A 21023-nucleotide genomic window follows, 5' to 3' on the forward strand; every position below is an offset into this window, starting at 1 on the left:
TCCCTCCATCGCAACATCGGGAGCATTCCATGGCTGGCCCTGGAGCTATCGCAACCGCGCGTCGTCGAAAACGTCAAAGGCGCGCCGGCTGGCACGGGTTTTTCTACATCGCGCCGGCCATGGCGCTCGTCATCGTCTTCTTCGTTCTGCCGGTGATTTTCACTATCTGGATGAGCTTCCACAACTGGCCGTTGCTCGGCAATCCCCGCTGGATCGGCTTCGGCAATTATATCCGCATGGTCTCCGACGTGCGCTTCATGGCGGCGTTGCGCTTCACCACCTATTACACCGTCGTCGTGACCATTGCGATCTTCGCCGTCGCCTTCCCGCTCGCCTTTTTCGTCGAAAAGCACCGGCCATTCGTCGGCCTTTACCGAACGATCATCTTCCTTCCCGTTGTTGTCGGGCTCGCAACAGCCTCACTGCTTTGGGTCTGGCTCGCCAATGTCGACGCCGGCTTCTTCGCACCCGTTGCGCTGGCGCTCGGCCTCGTCGACAAGAGACCGAACCTGCTAGCCGATTTCGACATGGCCTTTGCAACCATCATCGTCATGGTGGTCTGGAAGATCGCCGGTTTCACCATGATCATCCTGCTGACCGGCCTGCAGGCGATCCCCTCCGAACTGACGGAGGCCGCCCGGATCGACGGCGCAAAGCGCTGGCAGCGCTTCCGGCATCTGACCCTGCCGCTGATGCGCCGCACGATCGCGCTCGCGCTGATCATTTCCATCACCGGCTCGGTGCTCGCCTTCGACCAATTCTACATCATGACATCAGGCGGACCGCAGAACCGGATGATTTCGGTCGTCTACTACATCTTCAATCAGTCCTTCGTGTCCTTCAACCTCGGCTATGGCGCAGCACTCTCGATTGCGCTCCTCATCATCCTGGTGCTGATCAGCATCGTCCAGCTCTGGCTGCTGCGCGTCGGGGAGGACCGGCCATGACCACTGCCAAGGAACGTCGCGCGCGGCGCAAGCTCTGGGGCGGCATCGGCTATCACGGCATCGGCGTCGTCATCGTCATCTTCTTCTTCGCGCCTTTCGCGATCGCGCTGCTGTCGTCATTCCGGCACGGAACCGAGGCGAGCCTTCCGCCGCTGCCGCCATGGCCGACCACCGGCTTCAGCTTCGACGCCTACCGTTCGCTCGATGGCTTCGGCGCGGGGGTCATTCAGCATACGCTGAACTCGCTCTTCGTCTCGGTCGCAACCGTGCTTTTGACCGTCATCGTCAGCCTGCTGGCCGGCTACGGCTTCTCGCGCTATCATTTCCCCTTCAAGGGCGCGCTCTTCATCCTGATCATCGCGACGCTGATGATCCCTTTCCAGTCGATCCTGACGCCGCTCTTCATCATCCTGGCAAGGCTCGGCCTCAACAATTCGCTGATCGGGCTGACGCTGGTTTATGTGACGCTGCAGCTTCCCTTTTCGGTCTTCATGATGCGCAACGCTTTCGACGCCGTGCCGAAGGAAATCGAGGAAGCGGCCCGCATCGACGGCGCACGGGATTTGAAACTTCTTTTCCGTGTCCTTTTCCCATTGGTGCTGCCGGGGGTCGCGACGGTCGCGATCTTCGCCTTCCTCAATGCCTGGAACGAGTTCCTGGCCGCATTGGTGCTCTTGTCGAGCAACGAGAAATTCACCCTGCCGGTGCTGATGATCGCCGTCAGGACCGGCCGGCTGGGCGCCGTCAACTGGGGCGCGGTCCAGGCCGGCATCGCCGTCATGACCATCCCCTGCGTCATCGTCTTTTTGCTTCTGCAACGCTATTACATGCGCGGGCTGATGGCCGGCGCGGTGAAATAACCCTTTCAACAACGGATCAAAGCCATGTCTGACAGAGAAAACCGCCAGTTCCGCCCCCTGCCCGTTCCGAATGTCGAACTCGCAGGCCTGTTCGGCGCCCGCCAGGATGCAATCTGCAACTCCACTGCGGCGACCCTGCTCGACCGCTGCGTCGAAGCCGGCATGATCCAGGCGATCGACGTCAGCCAGCCGAGCCCTGGCATCGTCATTCCGCTGCAGACATGGTCGGGCTCAACGCAGATGTTCTGGGACAGCGATCTCGGCAAATCGATCGAAACCATCGCCTATTCGCTCTACCGCCGCCCCAATGCCGAACTGGAGGCGCACGCCGATGCCATCATCGACATGTATGAGAAGCTTCAGCAGGAAGATGGCTACCTGAATGCCTGGTTCCAGCGCGTTCAGCCCGGCCGGCGCTGGACCAACCTGCGCGATCATCACGAACTTTATTGCGCCGGCCATCTGATCGAGGCGGCCGTCGCCTATTGCCAGGCAACGGGCAAGCGCAAGCTGCTCGACATCATGAGCCGCTTTGCCGACTACATGATCACCGTCTTCGGCCATGGCGAGGGGCAGCTTCGCGGCTATTGCGGCCACGAAGAGGTGGAACTTGCGCTCGTCAAGCTCAGCCGCGTCACCGGTGAAAAGAAGTATCTCGATCTTGCGAAATACTTCATCGACGAGCGCGGCCAGGAGCCGCATTTCTTCACCGAGGAAGCGCTTCGCGATGGCCGCGATCCGAAGAATTTCGTGCAGAAGACCTATGAATACAGCCAGTCGCACCTGCCGGTGCGCAAGCAGACCAAGGTCGTGGGTCATGCGGTGCGCGCGATGTATCTCTATTCGGGCATGGCCGATATCGCCACGGAATATAATGACGATACGCTGACGGCAACACTCGAGACGCTCTGGGATGACCTAACGACCAAGCAGATGTATGTGACCGGCGGCATCGGGCCGGCTGCCTCCAACGAGGGCTTCACTGACTATTACGATCTGCCCAACGAAAGCGCCTATGCCGAGACCTGCGCCTCCGTCGGCCTGGTCTTCTGGGCCAATCGTATGCTGGGCCGTGGCCCGAACCGCCGTTATGCCGATATCATGGAAGTGGCCCTCTACAATGGCGCGATGGCAGGGCTGTCGCAGGACGGCAAGACGTTCTTCTACGAAAACCCGCTGGAGAGCGCTGGCAAGCATCATCGCTGGACCTGGCACCATTGCCCCTGCTGCCCTCCGAATATCGCTCGTCTGCTCGCCTCCGTCGGCTCCTATATGTATGCCGCGGCCGACAACGAGATCGCCGTCCATCTCTACGGCGAGAGCAAGGCGCGCGTGCCGCTCGGTGGCGTGACGGTGCAGCTTTCCCAGACGACGCGCTACCCTTGGGACGGCGCAATTCGCTTCGAGGTCAATCCCGATCGCAACGCGAAATTTGCGCTATCGTTACGCATTCCCGAATGGGCTGAAGGTGCCACGCTCGCAATCAATGGCGCACCGGTCGATCTGACGGCAATCACCGTCTACGGCTATGCCCGCATCGAGCGGGAATGGCAGGCGGGCGATAGCGTCGACCTTGCCCTTCCGCTCATCCCACGCACGCTGTTCGCCAATCCGAAAGTCCGTCAGGACGCCGGACGTGCGGCCCTGATGCGCGGCCCGCTCGTCTATTGCGTCGAAACCACGGACAACGGTCACGACCTCAACGGCATTTCGCTTTCCAGCGATCCGGCATCCGCCAAGACGACGGAAATTGCCGCACTGGAGGGTGCGGTGGCGCTCGATGTTTCGGTCACGCGCGATGAGGCTGACTGGGGTTCTGATCTCTATCGGACGGCGCCACCGAAAAGCACTGCCTCCACTGCACGTTTCGTGCCCTATCATCTCTGGGACAATCGCGATCCCGGCGAGATGCTGGTCTGGATCCGCGCCGATCAGATGCAGCGCGGAGCCTGACATGACGAAGAACGGCATGCGCCTGACCGGCGTCCGCAAAAGCTTCGGCGGGCTCGCGGTCATCCACGGCATCGACCTCGACATACCGGAAGGAGCCTTCGTCGTCTTCGTCGGCCCGTCCGGCTGCGGCAAGTCCACGCTGCTGCGCATGATTGCCGGGCTGGAGGAAGTCACCGACGGCGAGATCGCCATCAAGGGCCTCGACGTCACCGATCTCGACCCCTCGGAGCGCGGCATCGCCATGGTCTTCCAGTCCTATGCGCTCTATCCGCATATGAGCGTACGCGACAATCTCGGTTTCGGGCTGAAAATGGCCCGGACCGACGCATCCGAGATCGAAAGACGCGTGCGCTCGGCCTCAGCGATCCTCAAGATCGATCATCTGCTCGACCGCCGGCCAGGGCAGCTTTCCGGTGGCCAGCGCCAGCGCGTCGCCATCGGACGCGCCATCGTTCGCGAGCCGGATGTCTTCCTCTTCGACGAGCCGCTTTCCAACCTCGACGCGGAGCTGCGTGTTTCCATGCGCATCGAAATTGCCCGGCTTCATCGCGAACTCGGCAATACGATGATCTATGTCACCCACGACCAGACCGAGGCCATGACGCTCGCCGATAGGATCGTCGTGCTGAGGGATGGCCGGATCGAACAAGTCGGCAGCCCGCGCGAGGTCTATGAAGATCCGGCCAACAGTTTCGTGGCCGGCTTCATCGGCTCACCAAGGATGAACATGATCGAAGCGACATGGTCCGATGGCGGGACGGCGAAGGTCGGAAACTGCAGCATCACAGTCGACCTTGCACAGCATAGACCTTCATCCGGCGAAAAGATCCTGCTGGGCATGCGCCCCGAACATTTCGTCGTCGCTTCCGATGCGGACGACGCCTTGCAGGTGACAGTCGACGTCACCGAATATCTGGGCGGCACGCGCTATCTCTATTGCCAAACGGAGGACGGCCAGCCCCTGATCGCCGAATATCGCGACGGACCGGAAATCGAGCGCGGCGACACGCTCCATCTGCATTGCCCGCCCGAACGCCGGCGCTATTTCGACAAGCAAGGAGGACGGCTGCGGTAGCTGCCTCCTTGAAAAGCAGCACATATGCCAGAAAGGGCCGTCACCATTCCAGGCGGATTAGAACTCCCAAGGAGATATCAGGTCGAGCCCGGTCTCACGGAAGTCGGATAGATTGCGAGTGGCCAAACGTCCGCCATTGACGCGGGCGATGGCTGCAATCATGCCATCCGCCGTCGACATCGGTCGTCCTTGCCTCTTCGCCGCGCCCATGAGCTCACCGTAGTCCAATGCGGCTTCTTCGGTAAGACCGAAGATCCGATCAGCGAAACGATGGCGCCATTCGGACAATTTCTGCTCAAGCCGCGCAGCACGTTGATCAGGCATGATCTTTTGAATACCGAAGGCGATTTCGGCTATAGTCACGGTCGAGAGTGCTATCTCCGCATCGTGCCGACCGAGCCATGAGATCACGGCTTCATCGGGCAGTTTCCGGAACGTCTCGGACATAACGTTCGCGTCCAGAAATATCACAGATCGATACCGTGATTGAGTTGACGCCCCTTGCGAATAACAGATTCAAGGTCGATATCGTCATCATCGCTCATCGCCATTCGAGCGTAGAACGACGATGCGGGTTCGCGACCAGCCTCTCGAATCTCATAGGCTTCCAGCGCTCGCTCGACGACATCGGCGATTGTGCGGTTTTCGCGCCGTGCGAGCCGATGCGCGAGGTCACGCGCCCTGGCACTACGAACGGACAATTGCGGTTCAGCCATATCTGTCTCCTGTTCAAACCAAATATAGTCACAGGGTGTCCAGCCATCAAGATGGCAGAAGATGGCTAGACGGCAAAACGAAATTATGCCGCCTTACTGATCCGCACCGGAACGGATTTGTAGGACGGAGTGCCGCTTTCCTTGTCTTGGTAATCGATCGGGATTAGGCAATTTGCCTCCGGGTAATAGGCAGCGACGGACCCCTCGGAAATATCGTAGGAAATGGCGGTCAGCTTCAGCAACCGCTTGGCGCCCGATGGAAGCGCCGTTTCGATCTCGACGAGATCGCCGTGCTCCAGCCCCTTCGCCTTCAAATCCTTGTCGTTCATGAACAGGACGTCGCGGCGGCCGAAGACGCCGCGATAGCGATCGTCGAGGCCATAGATCGTCGTATTGTACTGATCATGGCTGCGGATTGTCGCCAGCTTGAGGATCGTCCCATCTGAAAGCGAAATGTCCTCGTTGAGGCCCGAAAACAGCTTGAATTCGGCCTTGCCGGAAGGCGTCTTCCAGATGCGTTCCGTCGGCCCGAGCGGCAGGCGAAAGCCGCCCGGAACACGAATGCGCTCGTTATAATCGGCAAAATCCGGATAGACGATTTCGATCTTGTCGCGGATCAGATCGTAGTCAGCGATCAGTTCCATCCACGCAACCTTGCTATCAGGCAGGGTCGCCTGCGCCATCGCGGCAACGATGGCCGGCTCCGAGCGCAGCTGGTCGGAAGCCGGCTTCAGCCTGCCGCGCGAGGCATGCACCATTGACATCGAATCCTCGATCGTCACGGATTGCGCACCGGTCGCCTGAACGTCCTGCTCGGTACGGCCAAGGACGGGGAACAGGAAGGACTCCTTGCCAATAAGCAGATTGGAGCGATTGAGCTTGGTGTTCATATGAACGGCAAGATCGAGCTTGCGCATAGCCTCGGCACATAGGTCCGGATCGGGAAGCGCAATCGAAAAATTGCCGCCGAGGCAAAGCAGCACCTTGGAGCGCCCCTCCGCCATCGCCTGCATGGCGGCAACAGCATCGTGGCCATGATGAGCCGGCGACGTGAAACCAAAGGCCCGTTCGATACCTTCGATCAGCGCAGGAGTGGGCTTCTCGGTAATCCCGACGGTTCGGTTGCCCTGTACGTTGGAATGTCCGCGCAGCGGGCAAATGCCGGCGCCCGGCTTTCCGAAATTGCCACGCAAGAGCAGTAGGTTGGCAATCTGCTGTACATTGGCCGTTCCCTTGGCATGCTGGGTGATGCCCATGCCATAGGCGACGATCGTCGCCTTTGATTTGACGTAAGCGTCGGCAACCCGTTCCAGATCGGCGCGGGCAAGGCCCGACACCCGCTCGATATCGGCCCAGTCCGTCTGGTTGATGTCGTCGATAAGTGCATCGAAGCCGATCGTATGCTCGGCGATGAAGGCGTGATCGAGAACGTCAGGCGAAGTCTCGGCCAGCGCCAGGACCGCTTTCATGATGCCCTTGAGCGCCGCGGCATCGCCGCCGATCTTCACCTGATAATAGGACGACGCGATCCGCGTCGATCCGAAGGTTCCCATTTCGATCGGATCCTGCGGATCGGCAAAGCGCTCCAGCGCCCGCTCCTTCAGCGGGTTGAAGACGATGATCGGCACGCCGCGTCGCGAGCATTCGTGCAACGTGCCCATCATGCGCGGATGGTTCGTGCCGGGATTGTGCCCCATGGAGATAATGAGATCGCATTCGTCGAAGTCGTCGAGCGACACGGTGCCCTTGCCGATACCGATCGATTGCGGCAGGCCGACGCTGGTTGCCTCGTGGCACATGTTCGAGCAGTCGGGGAAATTGTTGGTGCCGTATTCGCGCGCGAAAATCTGGAAGAGGAAGGCCGCCTCGTTGGAGGCACGGCCGGATGTGTAGAACTCGACCATATCCGGATCGGGCTGGCTCCGCATGACCTCGCCGATGCGGGCAAAGGCGTCTTCCCAGGCAATGGGCTGATAGGTATCGGAGGCACGATCGTAGACCATCGGATGGGTCAACCGGCCGGCATTTTCCAGCTCATAATCGCTCCAGGTCAAAAGCTCACTGACCGTATGCTTAGCAAAGAATTCTGGCGTTACACGCTTGTTCGTCGCCTCCCAGGTAACCGCCTTGGCGCCGTTTTCGCAGAATTGGAAGGTGGAGGTGTGCTCCTTGTCGGGCCATGCGCAACCCGGGCAATCGAAGCCCGTGGGCTTATTGGTGCGCAGGAGAAGGCCTGGCGCTTCGGTGACATCCATCTGGTCGCGAACTGCCTTGGCCGTTGCCTTCAAGGCTCCCCAACCGCCGGCGGGGCTATTGTAGGGACGGATACCGGGGACTTCACGCTTCTGCGCCATCATACGCTCCTTTGGCTACCCAAACGGCTTCCTCCCAAAGGTCGGGCTTACAAGAAATAAGCTTGCGACATCAGGGAGTAAAGCACAATCAAGCGGTAGTGGATCGAACAATCGCCGCTGGCAATGGGCTCATGCAAAGCGCTAGTTCCTGAAGACCAGGCAAGAGCCGCCTTGCTGCCGGATCTGAGTGCAAACGGCATCCGCTTCCTCCCGCGTTTGCCGCCCTATGCGCGCCGCATAGCGGACTCGACGGCCGAAATCGGCATTGCGCTGACGCACGATCAAGGGCTTTTCGACGTTCAGCGGAGACGGCAGCTTGCGGATATTCGCGGTAAACAGGCGCCGCGCGGCATCCAGCTGAAAATGCTCGGCGAGTTGCGCGCCCCAGGGCGCCCAGGGCCGCTCCTGCTCCAAAGGCGTCGGTTTCAGGCGCCGGCTCTGCGCGAGCGCGACGCAGGAATCGACGAACGGCTTACCCTTATCCAGCACGGGAGCTGCGATATCGGGCGGATCGTCCCGCCACTCCTCAACGCTGTGGGCGGTGATCGCGCTCACATAGTTGCGCGTCTCATAGGGAAGTCCACCGGAATTGAGAAAATTGGCAAGACCGCCCTCGCCGGCGTTATAGGCGGCCGCAGCCAAACCCAAATTACCGAAGCGGCCCCGCAATTCATCGAGATAGGTCGCCGCCTTGCCAAGTGCTTCCAGCGCATCGTAGCTGTCGCGCACGCCGCGCAGCTTCGCCGTTCCCGGCATGAACTGCGCGATGCCGCGCGCGCCTTTGGGACTGACTGCATCGGAGCGAAACAGGCTTTCGCGCCAGACCAGCCGCGCCAGATATTCCGGCGGCAGACGATTGCTGTGAGCGAAATACTCGATGGCCGTGCAGAGATCGCGATTGTAGCTGTCCTTGCGCAGGCAAAGCGTCTCGCCCGTCTCCGTCGTCATTGGGCCGGAAACGCAGACGGGAGGCGCAACACGCCATTCCGATTGCGCAGCTGCTGGGCTAAAAACAAAAGCATCGACGGCAAGTGCGGTCGCGAAAGCGACAATGATACCGACGAAGCCTGCCTTATACTGCCTGCCTGCCATATAAGCGATATCCGTCCGAGACCAACCGATCGCAAATTCGCGGCCTCTTCATATCATCGATGGACGGAAGCGAAAACCTCTCACGCGACAGCTGGCTCGCGGGTGGCTACTGCGCGAGGCGGCCACCGCGCATCGGCGCCGGCACGCCCGTCGTGCCGGGAAAGCTGATCGGTAGGCCCCGCAGCACGCGCACCGCGAGAAACGCAAAGCACTCCGCCTCCACTGCATCGCCGCGCCAACCGAGATCTTCGGCAAAGATCGGCTCGACGCCAGCCCGGCTCCTGAGCATCGACATGATTGTCGGATTGTGCCGACCGCCGCCGCTGACGACGACCTTGGTGGGCCTGCGAGGAAGGAGATCCAGCGCCTTGCCCACAGCGCCTGCCGTGAAGGCCGAAAGTGTTGCGGCACCATCCTCCGGGCTGAGGCCATCCGCCATGGAGGCGCCGAAATCGAAACGATCCAGCGACTTCGGATAGGGTGCCGTGAGATAGGGATGCTGCAGCAGCCGCTCGAGCCGCGCCTCATCGACCTTGCCGGCACGTCCAAGCGCGCCGTCACGGTCCATTTCGCCGAGCCCGTGGGACTTGATGAAGTCGTTGAGCGGCGCGTTGGCCGGGCCGGTGTCGAAGGCAACGAAATCGCCCTCTCCGTCCCACCAAGTGACATTGGCCACACCGCCGAGATTGAGAATGGCCGCTTCGCCCGCAGCGCCGGCACCACGCAGCAAAGCCGTGTGATAGGCAGCGGCAAGCGGCGCGCCCTGCCCGCCGGCGCGCATGTCGGCGGAGCGGAAATCATAGGCAACCTTGGTGCCGAGGATGGAGCGCATCAGCTCGCCATCGCCCAGCTGGCGCGTCTGCCCCAGCCGATCCTTCTGCGGTGCCCGATGCAGCACGGTCTGGCCATGAAAGCCGACGACGCCGATGTCGGCCATCGTCATGCCGTTGCTTTCGACCAGTTCCTTGACCGCCTCCGACTGCGCCCGCGTCAGGGCCTCCTCGGCTTGGCTGAAGATCGCCGGCTCCGGCCCTTCGAAATTCCAAATACGCGCCTGCGCTAGGGTTTCTTCCAGGAGCCTGCGGATCCAGTCGGGATAGGGCGCCAGCACGTAAGGGCCGAATTCCTCGACGCGCTCGCCATCGGTCTTCAGCATGGCGACATCGATATTGCCGTCGAGGACGGTCCCGGTCATCAGACCGACTGCCCAGATTGGTTCCATGGTCAGGCTCCTAAGCTGCGTTGACGAGGTCGCCGACGGTCTGACGAAGCGCAAGAATGCCGCTGTCGAAGTGGCGTGTCGGATGAATGCGGTTGGTAAGCAAGGTCCAGGCCCTGCCCTTGTCGAAATCGATCCAGAGGGCCGTGCCGGTGAAGCCCGTGTGGCCGATCGTGCCGAGCGAGCAAAGAGTGCCGCCATGCCAACCGTCATGGGGCCGTTCCCAGCCATGGGTGCGAGTGGCGGAAAGCGGTGTCCGCATCAGCGCGATTGACTGCGCCGACGCGCCGCTACCGTCAAGCAATCCCTTGGCGAAATCGAGGATCGAATCCACCGTGCCGAACAGGCCGGCATGGCCGGCACCCTGCAGCGCCGAACAATTGTCGTCATGAACCTCGCCCGATAGAACGCGATGACGCCAGGTGCAGTCTTCCGTTGCGGCGGCGAGTTTCGGCGGCGCGGAGAAAGCAAACCCCGGTCCCGGATCCATGGCACGAATTGTCTTTCCGCTCAGCCGTTCTAAAGCGAAGCCGAGCAGAATGAAGTTGATGTCGGAATAGACCGGTGGGCCGGCGCGCCATTCGCGCTGCAGGATGAAGGTGCGCAAAAGCTCAGGATCGCGGCCATAGGTGTAGATCGGCTCAACCGCAGGGAAGGGTGTCTGATGGCCGAGGCATTGGCGGAACGTCACCTTCCGTTCCCATGCCTCGGCGCTGTATTGGCGCAGATCGGGCAGAAGCACAGTCAGCGGCGCGTCGAGATCGATCGTGCCGGCCTCGGCTAGGGCGAGAATACGCGGCGTCGTGAAAATCACCTTGGTGAGTGAGGCGAGATCGAACCAGGTATCGACCAACATCGGCCTGACGCTTGGCACCTTCTGGGCGGAACCCACCGCGCGGACCTGCCGGTTGCCTTTGAGATCGACCATGCCGAACACGCCGCCGGGAATGTGGGACGTTGCAACCGATTGTTCGAGCGGTGCAAACGCCCGATCGAAACGCTCCTGAAACTCCATTCTCCCCCCTTCCATGTCGGTTCTCCGCAGCCCTGCTCAGGCTTCCGCAAGAGCGATATGATCGGCTGCGAAGCGATGCCATTCCGGTGCGGTCGGCTCGAAGCCGGGCGGCCGCACCAGCGACGGAACCTGGCGCGTGTCGAGCGTGAAGGTCTCCTTGCGCCGCGCAACCGTCGGAACCGCCGCGATCAGCCGCCTGGTATAGGAATGCCGGGGCTCCGACAAGACCGAGCCTGCGTCACCGATTTCGACGATCTGCCCGGCATAGATCACCGCGATGCGATGGGCGATGCGCTCGACGACAGCCATGTCATGCGAGATGAAGAGATAGGCGAGACCGTATTCACGCTGCAGCTCGATCAGCAATTCCAAGACCTGTGCCTGAACGGAAACGTCAAGCGCCGAAACCGCTTCGTCAAGCACCAGCACGGACGGATTAAGCATCAAGGCGCGCGCAATGCACAGCCGCTGACGCTGGCCGCCCGAAAATTCGTGCGGATAGCGATCGAGGGCATTTTCCGGCAAGCCCACGCGCTTCAGCAGCATGACCATTCGCTCGCGGGTTTCGGATGAAAGCCGCGTTCCCGATGCAATAACCGGTTCGGCAAGGATGCTGTCAACGCGAAGGCGCGGATTAAGGGAGGCATAGGGGTTCTGAAAGACCATCTGCACCGCACTCGTACGATCGGCGGCGTTGCCGCAATTGGTCGTAAACGTGCCGCGGGTCGACTTCACCAATCCGAGGATCGCCCGAGCAGTGGTGGACTTGCCCGACCCACTTTCGCCGACAATCGCCAGCGTCTCGCCGGGCATCAGGTCGAAACCGACGCCTTCGACGGCATGAACGGCGCCGGTCGATCGGCGCAGGAAACTGCCCTTGACCGGGAAGCGGACCGTCAGCCCTTCCACCTTCAAAACCGGCTTAGCCTGCTCCTCATCGCGCTGGAAATCGCTGCGAGCGGCCAGCCCCGAAGCGAAATGCGGGACGGAATGCAGCAGATGTTGGGTATAAGGATGCGTGGGATGATCGAGAACCTGATCGAGCTCGCCCTTCTCCACCGCCTCGCCGGCTTGCATCACCATCACCTTGTCGGCAATGCCGGCGACAAGGCCGATATCATGGGTGATGAAGATCATCGACATGCCGGTCTCGCGCTTCAATTCTGCGAGCAGCGCCATGATCTGCGCCTGCACGGTGACATCGAGCGCCGTCGTCGGCTCATCGGCAATCAGAAGACGCGGATTGCAGGCAAGCGCGGTTGCGATCATCACGCGCTGCAGCATGCCGCCGGAAAGCTGGTTCGGACAATAGGTCAGCCGCCGCGCGGCATCGGGAATGCGCACGCGATCCAGCGCATCCTTTGCCGCCGCCTTTGCCTGGCTTCCCGTCAGGCCGCGATGCAGCCGGAAGGATTCCTCGATCTGCGTGCCGATGGTCAGGACCGGGTTGAGGGAGGTCATCGGCTCCTGGAAGATCATGCCGATCTCGCGGCCGCGGATCTTCGTCAGCTCCGCTTCGCTCGCCTTGGTCAGGTCCAGAATGCTGTTATCGGCCTGCTTCAGGCGGATCGATCCGCCGGTAATACGGCCGCCGCCGAAATCGACCAGGCGATTGATCGAAAGCGCGGTGACGGATTTGCCCGAGCCGCTCTCGCCGACAATCGCCAGCGTTTCGCCGGCATCGAGATCGAAGCTGACACCGCGAACGATGGGATTGGCCTCGGGGTTGCGACCGAAGCCGACGCGCAGATCGGAGACGGAGAGAAGCGGTGTCATACCGTCGCCCTCCGCATCTTCGGATCAAGGATATCGCGCAGGGCATCGCCGAGCAGGTTGAAGCCGAGAATAGAAATCATGATGGTTACGCCGGGGAAGATCAGCAGCCAGGGCGCCGTCTCCATGAGCTTGCGGCTGTCGCTCAGCATCAGGCCCAAGGACGAGGCCGGAGGCTGCGTTCCCAGGCCAAGGAAGCTCAAGCCCGCCTCCGTCAGCAGCGACCAGGCGAGCGCCAGCGTCACCTGCACCGTCAGTGGCGCAACCAGATTGAGCAGGAGATGCCGTGTCAGAATGTAGGAGCGGCTGCTGCCGAAGGTGCGGGCCGCATCGACGAAATCGCGTGCCTTCAGCGAAAGGGCCGGGCCTCGCACCACGCGGGTAAAGATCGGCGTATAGACGATCGCGATCGCGGCAACGCTGGTCCAGGTGCCAGGCCCGACGACAGCGATGATCAGCAGTGCAAGCAGGATCGCTGGAAAGGCCAAAAGCACATCCATTGTTCGCATGATCACGCCGTCCCAGCGCTTGCCCGACCATGCCGCGGTCAAGCCAAGCAGGGTGCCGACCAGGGTTGCGACGGCAACGGAGAAGAACGCGACGGTGAAGGATTCGCCGATACCGTTCATCAAGCGGCTGGCCACATCGCGGCCAAGCAGGTCCGTGCCCATCCAGTAAGCGGAATCAGGAGATTGCAAGCGGGCCAACGGATTGCGCGCCACCGGATCATGCGGCGTCAAGCCGAGTAGGCCAAGGATGGCGAGCGCGATGTAGATGAGCACGATGGCGCCGCCGATCCGGCCGCTGACGTGTCCGAAAATGGCCTTGATGATCCGCATCAGCCTTCTCCCAGACGGACGCGCGGATCAAGCGCGACATAGGCGAGATCGACAAGCAGATTGACGATCATGAAATTGAACGCGATGAACAGCACGCAGCCCTGAACCAGGGCATAATCACGCTGCTGGATCGCATCGAGCACCAACCGCCCGAGCCCCGGCAGCGCATAGATCTGCTCGACCAGCACGGCACCGCCGAGCAAGTAGCCGAATTCGACGCCGCTCAACGTCACCACCGGGATCAGCGCATTCGGCAAAGCATGTCGCCAGATGACGCCACGCGCCGGCACGCCGCGACTGCGGGCCGTGCGGACATAGTCATCGCTCAAGACATCGAGCATGGCGGAGCGCACGACGCGCGTCACCGAGGCGGCAAAGGCGAAGCCAAGGGTCAATGCCGGCAGGATCATCTGGCCAAGATTACCGAGCGGATCCTGCCAGATCGGCGTGAAAGCCCCCATGGTCGGCAATACGCCGAAGCCGGCCGACAAGGCATAGATCAGCAGAAGTCCGAGAACGAAATTCGGCGTCGATTGGCCGATCATGGCGAAGATGCGCACGGCAAGATCGGACGGCTTCTCGTTTCGCGTGGCAGCAAAGACGCCGGCGGGCAGGCCGATGGCGAGCGCGATGACCATGGAGAGCAATGCAAGCTCGAGCGTCAGCGGAAAGCGCTCCAGGATGATATCGAGAACCGGCTTGCCATAGGTGACCGAGATACCGAGATTGCCCTGGAATACCCCGAGCAGCCAATGCCAGTACTGAATGGGCCAGGGCTGGTCGATGCCGAAATATGCGGCAAGAGCCTGCCGCTGCTCCGGCGTCAGCAGGCCCGCATTGGTCCCGAGCATCGCCGTGATCGCATCGCCCGGCACCAGCCGGATGGCAACGAAGACGAAGATGGATACGCCCAGCATGATCAGCGGGAATGTCATCAGCCGGCGCGCCAGATATGCCATTGCACTTCCTCTCGTGCAATTCCAGCAAAAATGCGAAGCGGTTTTGCGTCTGGAATTGCGTGAAAACAAAGAGATAGAGCATTTCCATTTAAAAACCGAAACGCTCTAAAACTCGACTCCCGTTACTTGATCGAGACTTTGCTGAGGCCAAACAACGAGCCGGTCGGCGTCGGCACGAAGCCCTCGACGTTCTTCTGCGCGGCGGTGTAGCCGTAGGCCGTGTAGAGCCAGATCCAGGGCGAGACCTCGACAAGATGCTTTTCGAATTCAACGAAGATTTCCTTGCGCTTGGCCGGATCGGTTTCGGCGCGGCCCTTCTGCATCAGGCTGTCGAGCGTATCGTCGATATAGTTGGCGACCTTCTGCAGGTTGCCTGATTTCGTCCAGTAGCGGTTATACATCGAATAGGGGTCAGCACTGCCGCCATTGAGCGCAACGGCCATGTCGAAATTGCCCTTGAGCCAAGTGTCGACATAGACGTTGAGTTCCATCACCTTGATATCGAGCTTGATGCCGATTTCGGCGAGCTGCGACTGAATGACCTGCGCTTCGGCGGTCGCGGTCGGCGGTTCGCCGGTTGCGGCGATCACGGTCGCCGAAAAGCCGTTGGCAAAGCCGGCATCGGCCATCAGCTTCTTCGCCTTGGCGACATCGCGGGTATAGCAGAAGAGCTTGCTGGGATCTGTGGCATAAAGCGGCATCGTCAGCGGCCCGGTCACCTTGCCTTCGCCGAGAGCGGCCGTGTCCATCACGTCCTTGCGGTCGATGGCGCAGGAGATCGCCTGGCGCACGGCGAGCTGATCCATCGGTTTGCGCGACGGATTGAGCTGCAGGACGTTGTAGGAGAGCACCGGCGTACGGGTGAGCTGCAGCTTCGGCTCTTTCGGCACCAGCGTTGCGACGAGCGGATCGTTCAGAAGCGCGAAATCGATCTGACCGGTGCGCAGCGATGCAAGGATCGCGGTTTCATCCGGCAGCACGCTGATATTGATGCCGTCGACGCCGACAGCGCCGCCTGCCCAATCCTTGTTGGCGCTCAGGACTTCCTTGGAATTCGGAACCCAGCTGTCAAGCTTGAACGGACCGGAACCAATCGCCTTCGTGCCGATGGTGCCGGCGGTGATTTCGCTTGCTGGAACCACCGCCGCATTGAGGCTCGTCATGGCCGTCAGAAGGGGAACGTCGGGCAGCGACAGGTTGAAGACGACGGTGTTGGCATCGGGCGTGTCGATGCTTGCGATCGACAGGAAGTTGGCACGGGCGACAGCGGCGGTCGCCTGATCGAGAATGCGCTGGAAGGATGCCTTGACGTCAGCCGAGGTCACCGGCGCGCCATTCTGGAACTTGGCCTTGGCATTGAGCTTGAAGGTCAATTGCTTGCCGTCGGGCGAGAACTGCCAGCTTTCGGCGACACCGGGCACGATCTGCAGATTGCCGTCTAGGCGAACCAGCGGCTCGTAGATCAATTCCAGCAGGCGGATGGAGGAAAAGGCCGTCTGCTTATGCGGATCGAGACCCGTTGCGTCCTGCGACCATGCCATGCGCAGCGTTGCAGCCTCGACCGGCATAGCAGCCGTCGCCAGGCCGATCCCCACGGCCAGCGCCACTCCCGAAATCAGCTTCTTTCCAAAATTCCCTTCCACTTTCAGTCCTCCAAATTTTTTAAATGTCCCCGGCCGATTTTGGCCCATTGATTGCCATCGCGGCATGCCGCGATGGTTGTCTCAAGCAGTCCTGGCGTTGATGGCCTTGCGCAGGAATCCATCAGCGTTTTGCAATGCCGTGCGGGCTTCTTCAATGCCCATCCCGGTAATTTCCATGAGAATGGCAAGCTTGACGTCGTTGCCGGTGAGATCGAGCACACGGCGCGCTTCCTGCTGCGTGCAGCCGGTCGCCTGCATGACGATGCGCGAAGCGCGCGCCACCAGCTTCTTGTTGCTGGCGCTGACGTCGACCATCAGGTTCTGATAGCTCTTGCCGATACGGATCATGCTTGCCGTCGTCAGCATGTTGAGAATGAGTTTCTGCGCAGTACCGGACTTCAGCCGTGTCGAGCCGGTCAGGATTTCCGGACCGACGACCGGCGAGATCGCCAGATCGGCAATGCCGGCGATGATGGAATTCGGATTGCAGGAGAGCGCCACCGTGAAGGCACCGATGCTTTTGGCGTAGTTCAAGCCACCGATGACATAGGGCGTGCGGCCACTGACGGCGATGCCGACGACGACGTCATCCTTGGTCAGATTGATCTCTTCCAGCGCCTGGCGCCCCTGCGCCGGATCGTCCTCCGCCCCCTCGATCGAGCGCCGTAGCGCATCCGGGCCGCCTGCAATCAATCCAATGACCATGTCCGGCGGCACGCTGAAGGTCGGCGGGCATTCGGATGCGTCGAGAACGCCGAGCCGGCCACTGGTGCCTGCACCCATATAGATCAATCGTCCGCCCTTCTGGAAGGCGACAACGATCTGATTGACGGCGGCGGCGATCGCCGGGATCACCTTTTCGACGGCGACCGGCACCGTCTGATCTTCATAGTTGATTTCACGCAGGATATCGAAGGTCGGCAACAGATCGATATGCATCGTATTCGGATTGCGCCCTTCGGAAACCAACTGCTCCAGTTCGGAGATCAACTTCTGCTCTGTCATGGCCTGCTCGCGAAATAACGCTTCGATATCAATAAGTCAGCATGGTGAGCCCGATCAGATGGATATCGGGCACACCGCGGCAAGGATTGGTTTTCAGCAAGACGGACGACCGAAGTCAGCCGGGGACTGAGGACGGCCTTTCCGGCTTCGTTCCCTCGTCCATTCCCTGTTTACCTTGGTTAACACTATGTCCAATTATTCCTTACGTCAATCCATTAAGGAATAAAATATTCCATTCTTGGCGCGTAAATTTGCCTCTTCGGTCACGCGAAAACAGTACGCAGCGGTAGGCGCAATTTACCAACGGCGCCAGCTAGTGCTGCGGTTCCAGATCGTCAGCTGAATCGTAGATGTCACCATCATCGCGCTGATTGCTAATTTCTATTCAATGCAGAGGTAGCGATCATTCCGATCTGAAAACCGCCGGAAGATCAACCGATACGTCGAGCGGCTGAAAATGCCGTAAGTTCTCGGTAATGACGGTCAGGTTATAAGCCCGCGCCGTCGCTGCAATGATAATGTCGCCGAGGCCAGGATTGTGGCCCTTGCTTAGGGCGTCGTCTTCCAGAGCGCCGGCAATCCGCGCGACAACCGCATCCATGGGTAAGATACGATCACTAAAACTGTCCGTGATGAGGTCGAGCCAGTTAGAAAGGCGCTTGGCTCGCTCAGTCCCGCCACGACGATGAAGGGAGCGTATTCCCTTTTCGATCTCCGAGACAGACATGGCCGACAGAAAGAGTGTATTGGCTTCGCCCTGACTGTGGAACCAGATCCGGAGGGCATCGGACGGCGGCACCTTATCCGGCGCCAACCTGCTGATAATATTCGTATCGAGCAGGTACCCCGTCACAGATCAACGTCCCTCATTTTTGAGGAGTTTCGATCCAGATCGACGCCACCGGGAAAGGTGAGCAGGAAATCCCCGAAATTCGGTCTTGGTTTCTCCAAAGCCTTCTTTGCGGCCTCGGCCGCTTCGACTGACACAAGCACGGCAGCGGGCTTCCCGTGCCGCGTGATGGTGACAAAGTCGCCGTTGGCTGCCTCATCGACCAGATTGGCAAAGCCTGCCTTTGCCTCCGCCACACTAATTGTCGACATTACAGCCCCCATCTAAAATGACCATATATAGTCAAAATAGGGTTTGCCGTCGATGAAATCAAGCGAAAAGAGGAAGACGTTTATTGCATCCCGTCGTCATTCAATTCGAGGCCTGCAAATTGCCCTTCTTGCCAGAATGATCGCGCCGGAGACCGCATCGCCGTCGATCGGCTTCAGGCGGCGGCGCACATCGGGCGCAAGCCAGGGCTCGAGCGGGCTTGCGAGACCGCCGAGCAGGCAGACGCGCGGCGCCCCCTTTTCGAACAGAGTGCGAACCAGCGTATCGATATGGCCGGCAGCACTCTGCACGATCCGCCGTGCGACGGCATCGCCCTGATCGGCATGGCGCAGGACCATCGGCGCAAGAGCCGCATAATCTGTGGCCGATGCCCGGTCCATCCAGGCGACCGCCTCCATCGGATCGTTCTGGAAACGCTGCATGATTTCGGCCAGCAGCGCCGTCTTCTGTTCGCGGCCATCATGGGCACGCAGCGCAAGCTGCACCGCCTTCAATCCGAGATAGGCGCCGCTGCCTTCATCCGAGATCGGAAAACCGTAGCCGCCGACCCGCAACTGCCGCCCCTCCACAAGACCCAGGCCAATGGAGCCCGTCCCGGCGATCACGATCGCGCCATCGCGGCCGGAATGGGCACCGAGGCAGGCCCCCTCGCCGTCGCTGATGAAATCGATGCTGGCAAAGGGATGGTCTATCGCCTTGAGGGCAGCAAGGGCGCCCTTGCGGCCGATCCCCGCCAATCCGACGCCGGCATGGATACGCCCGATATCAGGAGCGCCGAGCCGCGCCTCCTCGATGGCGGCATCGAAAGCACGCGAGATCGATGCCCACGCTTCAGGGATCCCGAGCCGGGTCGTTGCCGGGCCTGATAACCCCTGCCCCAGAACCGTGCCCTCCGCATCCTCTATACGCGCCCGGCAACCGGTGCCGCCGCCATCGATGCCGAGAAAATAAGGAGCGTTTTCCGGTACGGCGGTCATGACGTCAGCCGTTCGATATCGGCGCCGCAGAGGCGCAATTTGCGATCGAGCTGCTCGTAGCCGCGGTCGAGATGATAGACGCGGTTGACGATGGTTTCGCCCTTGGACACGAGGGCAGCGAGAACCAGCGACACGGAGGCTCGAAGGTCCGTCGCCATCACCTGGGCGCCCTTGAGCGGTGCTCCACCACGCACCAAAGCCGTCGTGCCCTGCAGCGTGATTTTGGCACCGAGCCGCGTCAATTCCGGCACGTGCATGAAGCGGTTTTCGAAGACCGTCTCGCGGATCAGCGAGGCACCCTCGGCGCAGCAGGCGAGAGCCATGAACTGCGCCTGCAGGTCCGTCGGAAAGCCGGGATAGGGTTCGGTGGTGATATCGGCTCCCTTGAGCGGGCCGCCTCGAGAGACGACGAGACCGCGATCGCTCGGCCAGACGCTGACGCCCATGGCCTCAAGCGCCTGGACGACGGAGGCCAGATTTTCCAGCCGGGCATGAATGAGCTCGAGCTGGCCGCCGGTAATTGCAGCCGCCACGGCATAGGTGCCCGCCTCGATACGGTCGGGAATGCCATGATGCCTGGCGGGATGCCAGTCGGTGTCGCCATCGATGAGGATGCGATGCGTGCCTGCGCCTTCGATGCGCGCACCCATGGCGCTGAGGCACGCCGCTAAATCCGCGACCTCCGGCTCGCGGGCGGCATTCAGGATCTCGGTTTCGCCCTTGGCCGCGCAGGCGGCCATCATCGCCGTTTCCGTCGCGCCGACGGATGGCGAACTCAGAACGATCCGCGCGCCCTTCAGCCCATTTAAAGCCGAAGCGACGATCAGGCCGCTTTCGATCGCGATATCGGCACCGAGGCTCGATAGCGCCTTGATGTGCATATCGACGGGCCGCGCCCCGATGGCGCAGCCGCCGGGAAGCGAAACACGCGCATGGCCGAAACGGGCAAGCAACGGCGCAAGCACCAACACGGTCGCCCGCATACGCCTGACGGTATCGTAGGACGTCTCCTTCGAGACGATGTTATTCGCATCGATCGTCGTGCCATGCGGCCCGCGCTCAACCCTGGCACCGTGCAGGGCAATGACATCGAGCATGTTCTCGACATCGCTGACCGAGGGCAGGTTCGTCAGTTCGAGCGGATATGGGCTCAAAAGCGCTGCGGCGATCTGCGGCAAAGCGGCGTTCTTGGCGCCGGCAATGGTCACCGCGCCCTGCAACCGTCTGCCGCCGGAGATGCGAAGTCTGTCCATGATGAATATCCGTCCAGGAAATAGACAAGGACACAAAGGTCCCTCGCCTGTTCCTCTCAAAGATTATTCGACCATTCCATACTGTCAACGGGAATTGGAATTTTTTATTCCAATTTGCTGTGATAATGTCTGATCGCGCGAAGCAAGGTTGCCGACGTTGAACCGGATGTTATTTTCAGCATGCTTCGCGTCGAAGGGTGAAGCGGCCTCGATGGCTCGAAGG

Annotated in this window: 19 protein-coding genes; 4 read left to right on the forward strand and 15 right to left on the reverse strand. The window is 60.9% G+C overall.

Annotated elements, in window-relative coordinates; all coding sequences use genetic code 11:
- The first annotated feature begins 29 nt into the window (after positions 1 to 29).
- Genes FP026_RS03885 through FP026_RS03900 form a run of 4 tightly spaced genes read left to right on the forward strand, consistent with a single transcriptional unit; the run spans position 30 to position 4835 of the window.
- Entirely contained in the window at positions 30 to 947 is a 918-nt protein-coding gene (locus FP026_RS03885; RefSeq protein ID WP_149633308.1) for a carbohydrate ABC transporter permease, read from the forward strand.
- The gene (locus FP026_RS03890) at positions 944 to 1807 is read left to right on the forward strand and encodes a carbohydrate ABC transporter permease (protein ID WP_149633309.1); all 864 of its coding nucleotides are present in this window, start codon (positions 944 to 946) and stop codon (positions 1805 to 1807) included. Before FP026_RS03885 ends, FP026_RS03890 begins: the two co-directional genes overlap by 4 nt.
- A gap of 24 nt (positions 1808 to 1831) precedes the next feature.
- Complete coding sequence (locus FP026_RS03895) at positions 1832 to 3760, forward strand: glycoside hydrolase family 127 protein (protein WP_149633310.1); 1929 nt, start codon at positions 1832 to 1834, stop codon at positions 3758 to 3760.
- 1 nt (position 3761) lies between these two features.
- Positions 3762 to 4835, forward strand: coding sequence for an ABC transporter ATP-binding protein (locus tag FP026_RS03900; protein ID WP_149633311.1), 1074 nt, complete (start codon positions 3762 to 3764; stop codon positions 4833 to 4835).
- A gap of 57 nt (positions 4836 to 4892) precedes the next feature.
- Here the strand turns inward: FP026_RS03900 and FP026_RS03905 are convergent, their stop codons facing one another.
- From FP026_RS03905 to murA, 15 genes are all read right to left on the reverse strand, one after another.
- Positions 4893 to 5306, reverse strand: coding sequence for a type II toxin-antitoxin system VapC family toxin (locus tag FP026_RS03905; protein WP_149633312.1), 414 nt, complete (start codon positions 5304 to 5306; stop codon positions 4893 to 4895).
- The gene (locus FP026_RS03910) at positions 5303 to 5551 is read right to left on the reverse strand and encodes a type II toxin-antitoxin system VapB family antitoxin (RefSeq protein WP_149633313.1); all 249 of its coding nucleotides are present in this window, start codon (positions 5549 to 5551) and stop codon (positions 5303 to 5305) included. The genes FP026_RS03905 and FP026_RS03910 overlap by 4 nt, the downstream gene beginning before the upstream one ends.
- Before the next feature lie 83 nt (positions 5552 to 5634).
- A complete protein-coding gene (locus FP026_RS03915) occupies positions 5635 to 7905 on the reverse strand; it encodes an FdhF/YdeP family oxidoreductase (protein ID WP_149633314.1) in 2271 nt (756 codons plus the stop codon).
- 141 nt (positions 7906 to 8046) lie between these two features.
- Positions 8047 to 8997: a lytic transglycosylase domain-containing protein gene (locus FP026_RS03920; protein WP_149633315.1), complete on the reverse strand. Its 951-nt coding sequence runs from the start codon at positions 8995 to 8997 to the stop codon at positions 8047 to 8049.
- A 106-nt stretch (positions 8998 to 9103) separates the two neighbouring features.
- On the reverse strand, positions 9104 to 10219 hold the full coding sequence (locus FP026_RS03925) for an anhydro-N-acetylmuramic acid kinase (RefSeq protein ID WP_149633316.1): 1116 nt from the start codon (positions 10217 to 10219) through the stop codon (positions 9104 to 9106).
- Between the two features lie 10 nt (positions 10220 to 10229).
- Positions 10230 to 11246 carry a serine hydrolase domain-containing protein gene (locus tag FP026_RS03930; protein ID WP_149633317.1) on the reverse strand — a complete coding sequence of 339 codons (1017 nt, stop codon included), beginning with the start codon at positions 11244 to 11246 and terminating at the stop codon, positions 10230 to 10232.
- Between the two features lie 21 nt (positions 11247 to 11267).
- Positions 11268 to 13007 carry an ABC transporter ATP-binding protein gene (locus FP026_RS03935; RefSeq protein WP_149633318.1) on the reverse strand — a complete coding sequence of 580 codons (1740 nt, stop codon included), beginning with the start codon at positions 13005 to 13007 and terminating at the stop codon, positions 11268 to 11270.
- Positions 13004 to 13843, reverse strand: a complete 840-nt coding sequence (locus FP026_RS03940) for an ABC transporter permease (protein ID WP_149633319.1) — start codon at positions 13841 to 13843, stop codon at positions 13004 to 13006. Before FP026_RS03940 ends, FP026_RS03935 begins: the two co-directional genes overlap by 4 nt.
- Positions 13843 to 14802, reverse strand: a complete 960-nt coding sequence (locus FP026_RS03945) for an ABC transporter permease (RefSeq protein ID WP_149633320.1) — start codon at positions 14800 to 14802, stop codon at positions 13843 to 13845. Before FP026_RS03945 ends, FP026_RS03940 begins: the two co-directional genes overlap by 1 nt.
- 122 nt (positions 14803 to 14924) lie before the next feature.
- Entirely contained in the window at positions 14925 to 16370 is a 1446-nt protein-coding gene (locus FP026_RS03950) for an ABC transporter substrate-binding protein (RefSeq protein WP_246665251.1), read from the reverse strand.
- Between the two features lie 156 nt (positions 16371 to 16526).
- Positions 16527 to 17450 (reverse strand): N-acetylmuramic acid 6-phosphate etherase, encoded by a 924-nt coding sequence (gene murQ, locus FP026_RS03955; protein ID WP_149633322.1) that lies wholly within the window; start codon positions 17448 to 17450, stop codon positions 16527 to 16529.
- Between the two features lie 403 nt (positions 17451 to 17853).
- The gene (locus FP026_RS03960) at positions 17854 to 18303 is read right to left on the reverse strand and encodes a type II toxin-antitoxin system VapC family toxin (RefSeq protein WP_149633323.1); all 450 of its coding nucleotides are present in this window, start codon (positions 18301 to 18303) and stop codon (positions 17854 to 17856) included.
- A complete protein-coding gene (locus FP026_RS03965) occupies positions 18300 to 18551 on the reverse strand; it encodes a type II toxin-antitoxin system Phd/YefM family antitoxin (RefSeq protein WP_092706393.1) in 252 nt (83 codons plus the stop codon). Before FP026_RS03965 ends, FP026_RS03960 begins: the two co-directional genes overlap by 4 nt.
- Positions 18552 to 18647: 96 nt before the next feature.
- Positions 18648 to 19547 (reverse strand): N-acetylglucosamine kinase, encoded by a 900-nt coding sequence (locus FP026_RS03970; RefSeq protein ID WP_149633324.1) that lies wholly within the window; start codon positions 19545 to 19547, stop codon positions 18648 to 18650.
- Positions 19544 to 20800, reverse strand: coding sequence for a UDP-N-acetylglucosamine 1-carboxyvinyltransferase (gene murA / locus FP026_RS03975; RefSeq protein WP_149633325.1), 1257 nt, complete (start codon positions 20798 to 20800; stop codon positions 19544 to 19546). Before murA ends, FP026_RS03970 begins: the two co-directional genes overlap by 4 nt.
- Positions 20801 to 21023 lie beyond the last annotated feature (223 nt).

This window comes from Martinezella tropici (genome assembly GCF_008370325.1).
GTDB classification, from domain to species: domain Bacteria; phylum Pseudomonadota; class Alphaproteobacteria; order Rhizobiales; family Rhizobiaceae; genus Rhizobium; species Rhizobium tropici_B.

Bases quoted from the DNA above. Each gene is read 5' to 3' on its own strand.
- FP026_RS03885 (WP_149633308.1), top strand. From the start codon at position 30: ATGGCTGGCCCTGGAGCTATCGCAACCGCGCGTCGTCGAAAACGTCAA.
- FP026_RS03890 (WP_149633309.1), top strand. From the start codon at position 944: ATGACCACTGCCAAGGAACGTCGCGCGCGGCGCAAGCTCTGGGGCGGC.
- FP026_RS03895 (WP_149633310.1), top strand. From the start codon at position 1,832: ATGTCTGACAGAGAAAACCGCCAGTTCCGCCCCCTGCCCGTTCCGAAT.
- FP026_RS03900 (WP_149633311.1), top strand. From the start codon at position 3,762: ATGACGAAGAACGGCATGCGCCTGACCGGCGTCCGCAAAAGCTTCGGC.
- FP026_RS03910 (WP_149633313.1), bottom strand. From the start codon at position 5,551: ATGGCTGAACCGCAATTGTCCGTTCGTAGTGCCAGGGCGCGTGACCTC.
- FP026_RS03915 (WP_149633314.1), bottom strand. From the start codon at position 7,905: ATGGCGCAGAAGCGTGAAGTCCCCGGTATCCGTCCCTACAATAGCCCC.
- FP026_RS03920 (WP_149633315.1), bottom strand. From the start codon at position 8,997: ATGGCAGGCAGGCAGTATAAGGCAGGCTTCGTCGGTATCATTGTCGCT.
- FP026_RS03925 (WP_149633316.1), bottom strand. From the start codon at position 10,219: ATGGAACCAATCTGGGCAGTCGGTCTGATGACCGGGACCGTCCTCGAC.
- FP026_RS03930 (WP_149633317.1), bottom strand. From the start codon at position 11,246: ATGGAAGGGGGGAGAATGGAGTTTCAGGAGCGTTTCGATCGGGCGTTT.
- FP026_RS03935 (WP_149633318.1), bottom strand. From the start codon at position 13,007: ATGACACCGCTTCTCTCCGTCTCCGATCTGCGCGTCGGCTTCGGTCGC.
- FP026_RS03940 (WP_149633319.1), bottom strand. From the start codon at position 13,843: ATGCGGATCATCAAGGCCATTTTCGGACACGTCAGCGGCCGGATCGGC.
- FP026_RS03945 (WP_149633320.1), bottom strand. From the start codon at position 14,802: ATGGCATATCTGGCGCGCCGGCTGATGACATTCCCGCTGATCATGCTG.
- FP026_RS03950 (WP_246665251.1), bottom strand. From the start codon at position 16,370: ATGCCGGTCGAGGCTGCAACGCTGCGCATGGCATGGTCGCAGGACGCA.
- murQ (WP_149633322.1), bottom strand. From the start codon at position 17,450: ATGACAGAGCAGAAGTTGATCTCCGAACTGGAGCAGTTGGTTTCCGAA.
- FP026_RS03965 (WP_092706393.1), bottom strand. From the start codon at position 18,551: ATGTCGACAATTAGTGTGGCGGAGGCAAAGGCAGGCTTTGCCAATCTG.
- FP026_RS03970 (WP_149633324.1), bottom strand. From the start codon at position 19,547: ATGACCGCCGTACCGGAAAACGCTCCTTATTTTCTCGGCATCGATGGC.
- murA (WP_149633325.1), bottom strand. From the start codon at position 20,800: ATGGACAGACTTCGCATCTCCGGCGGCAGACGGTTGCAGGGCGCGGTG.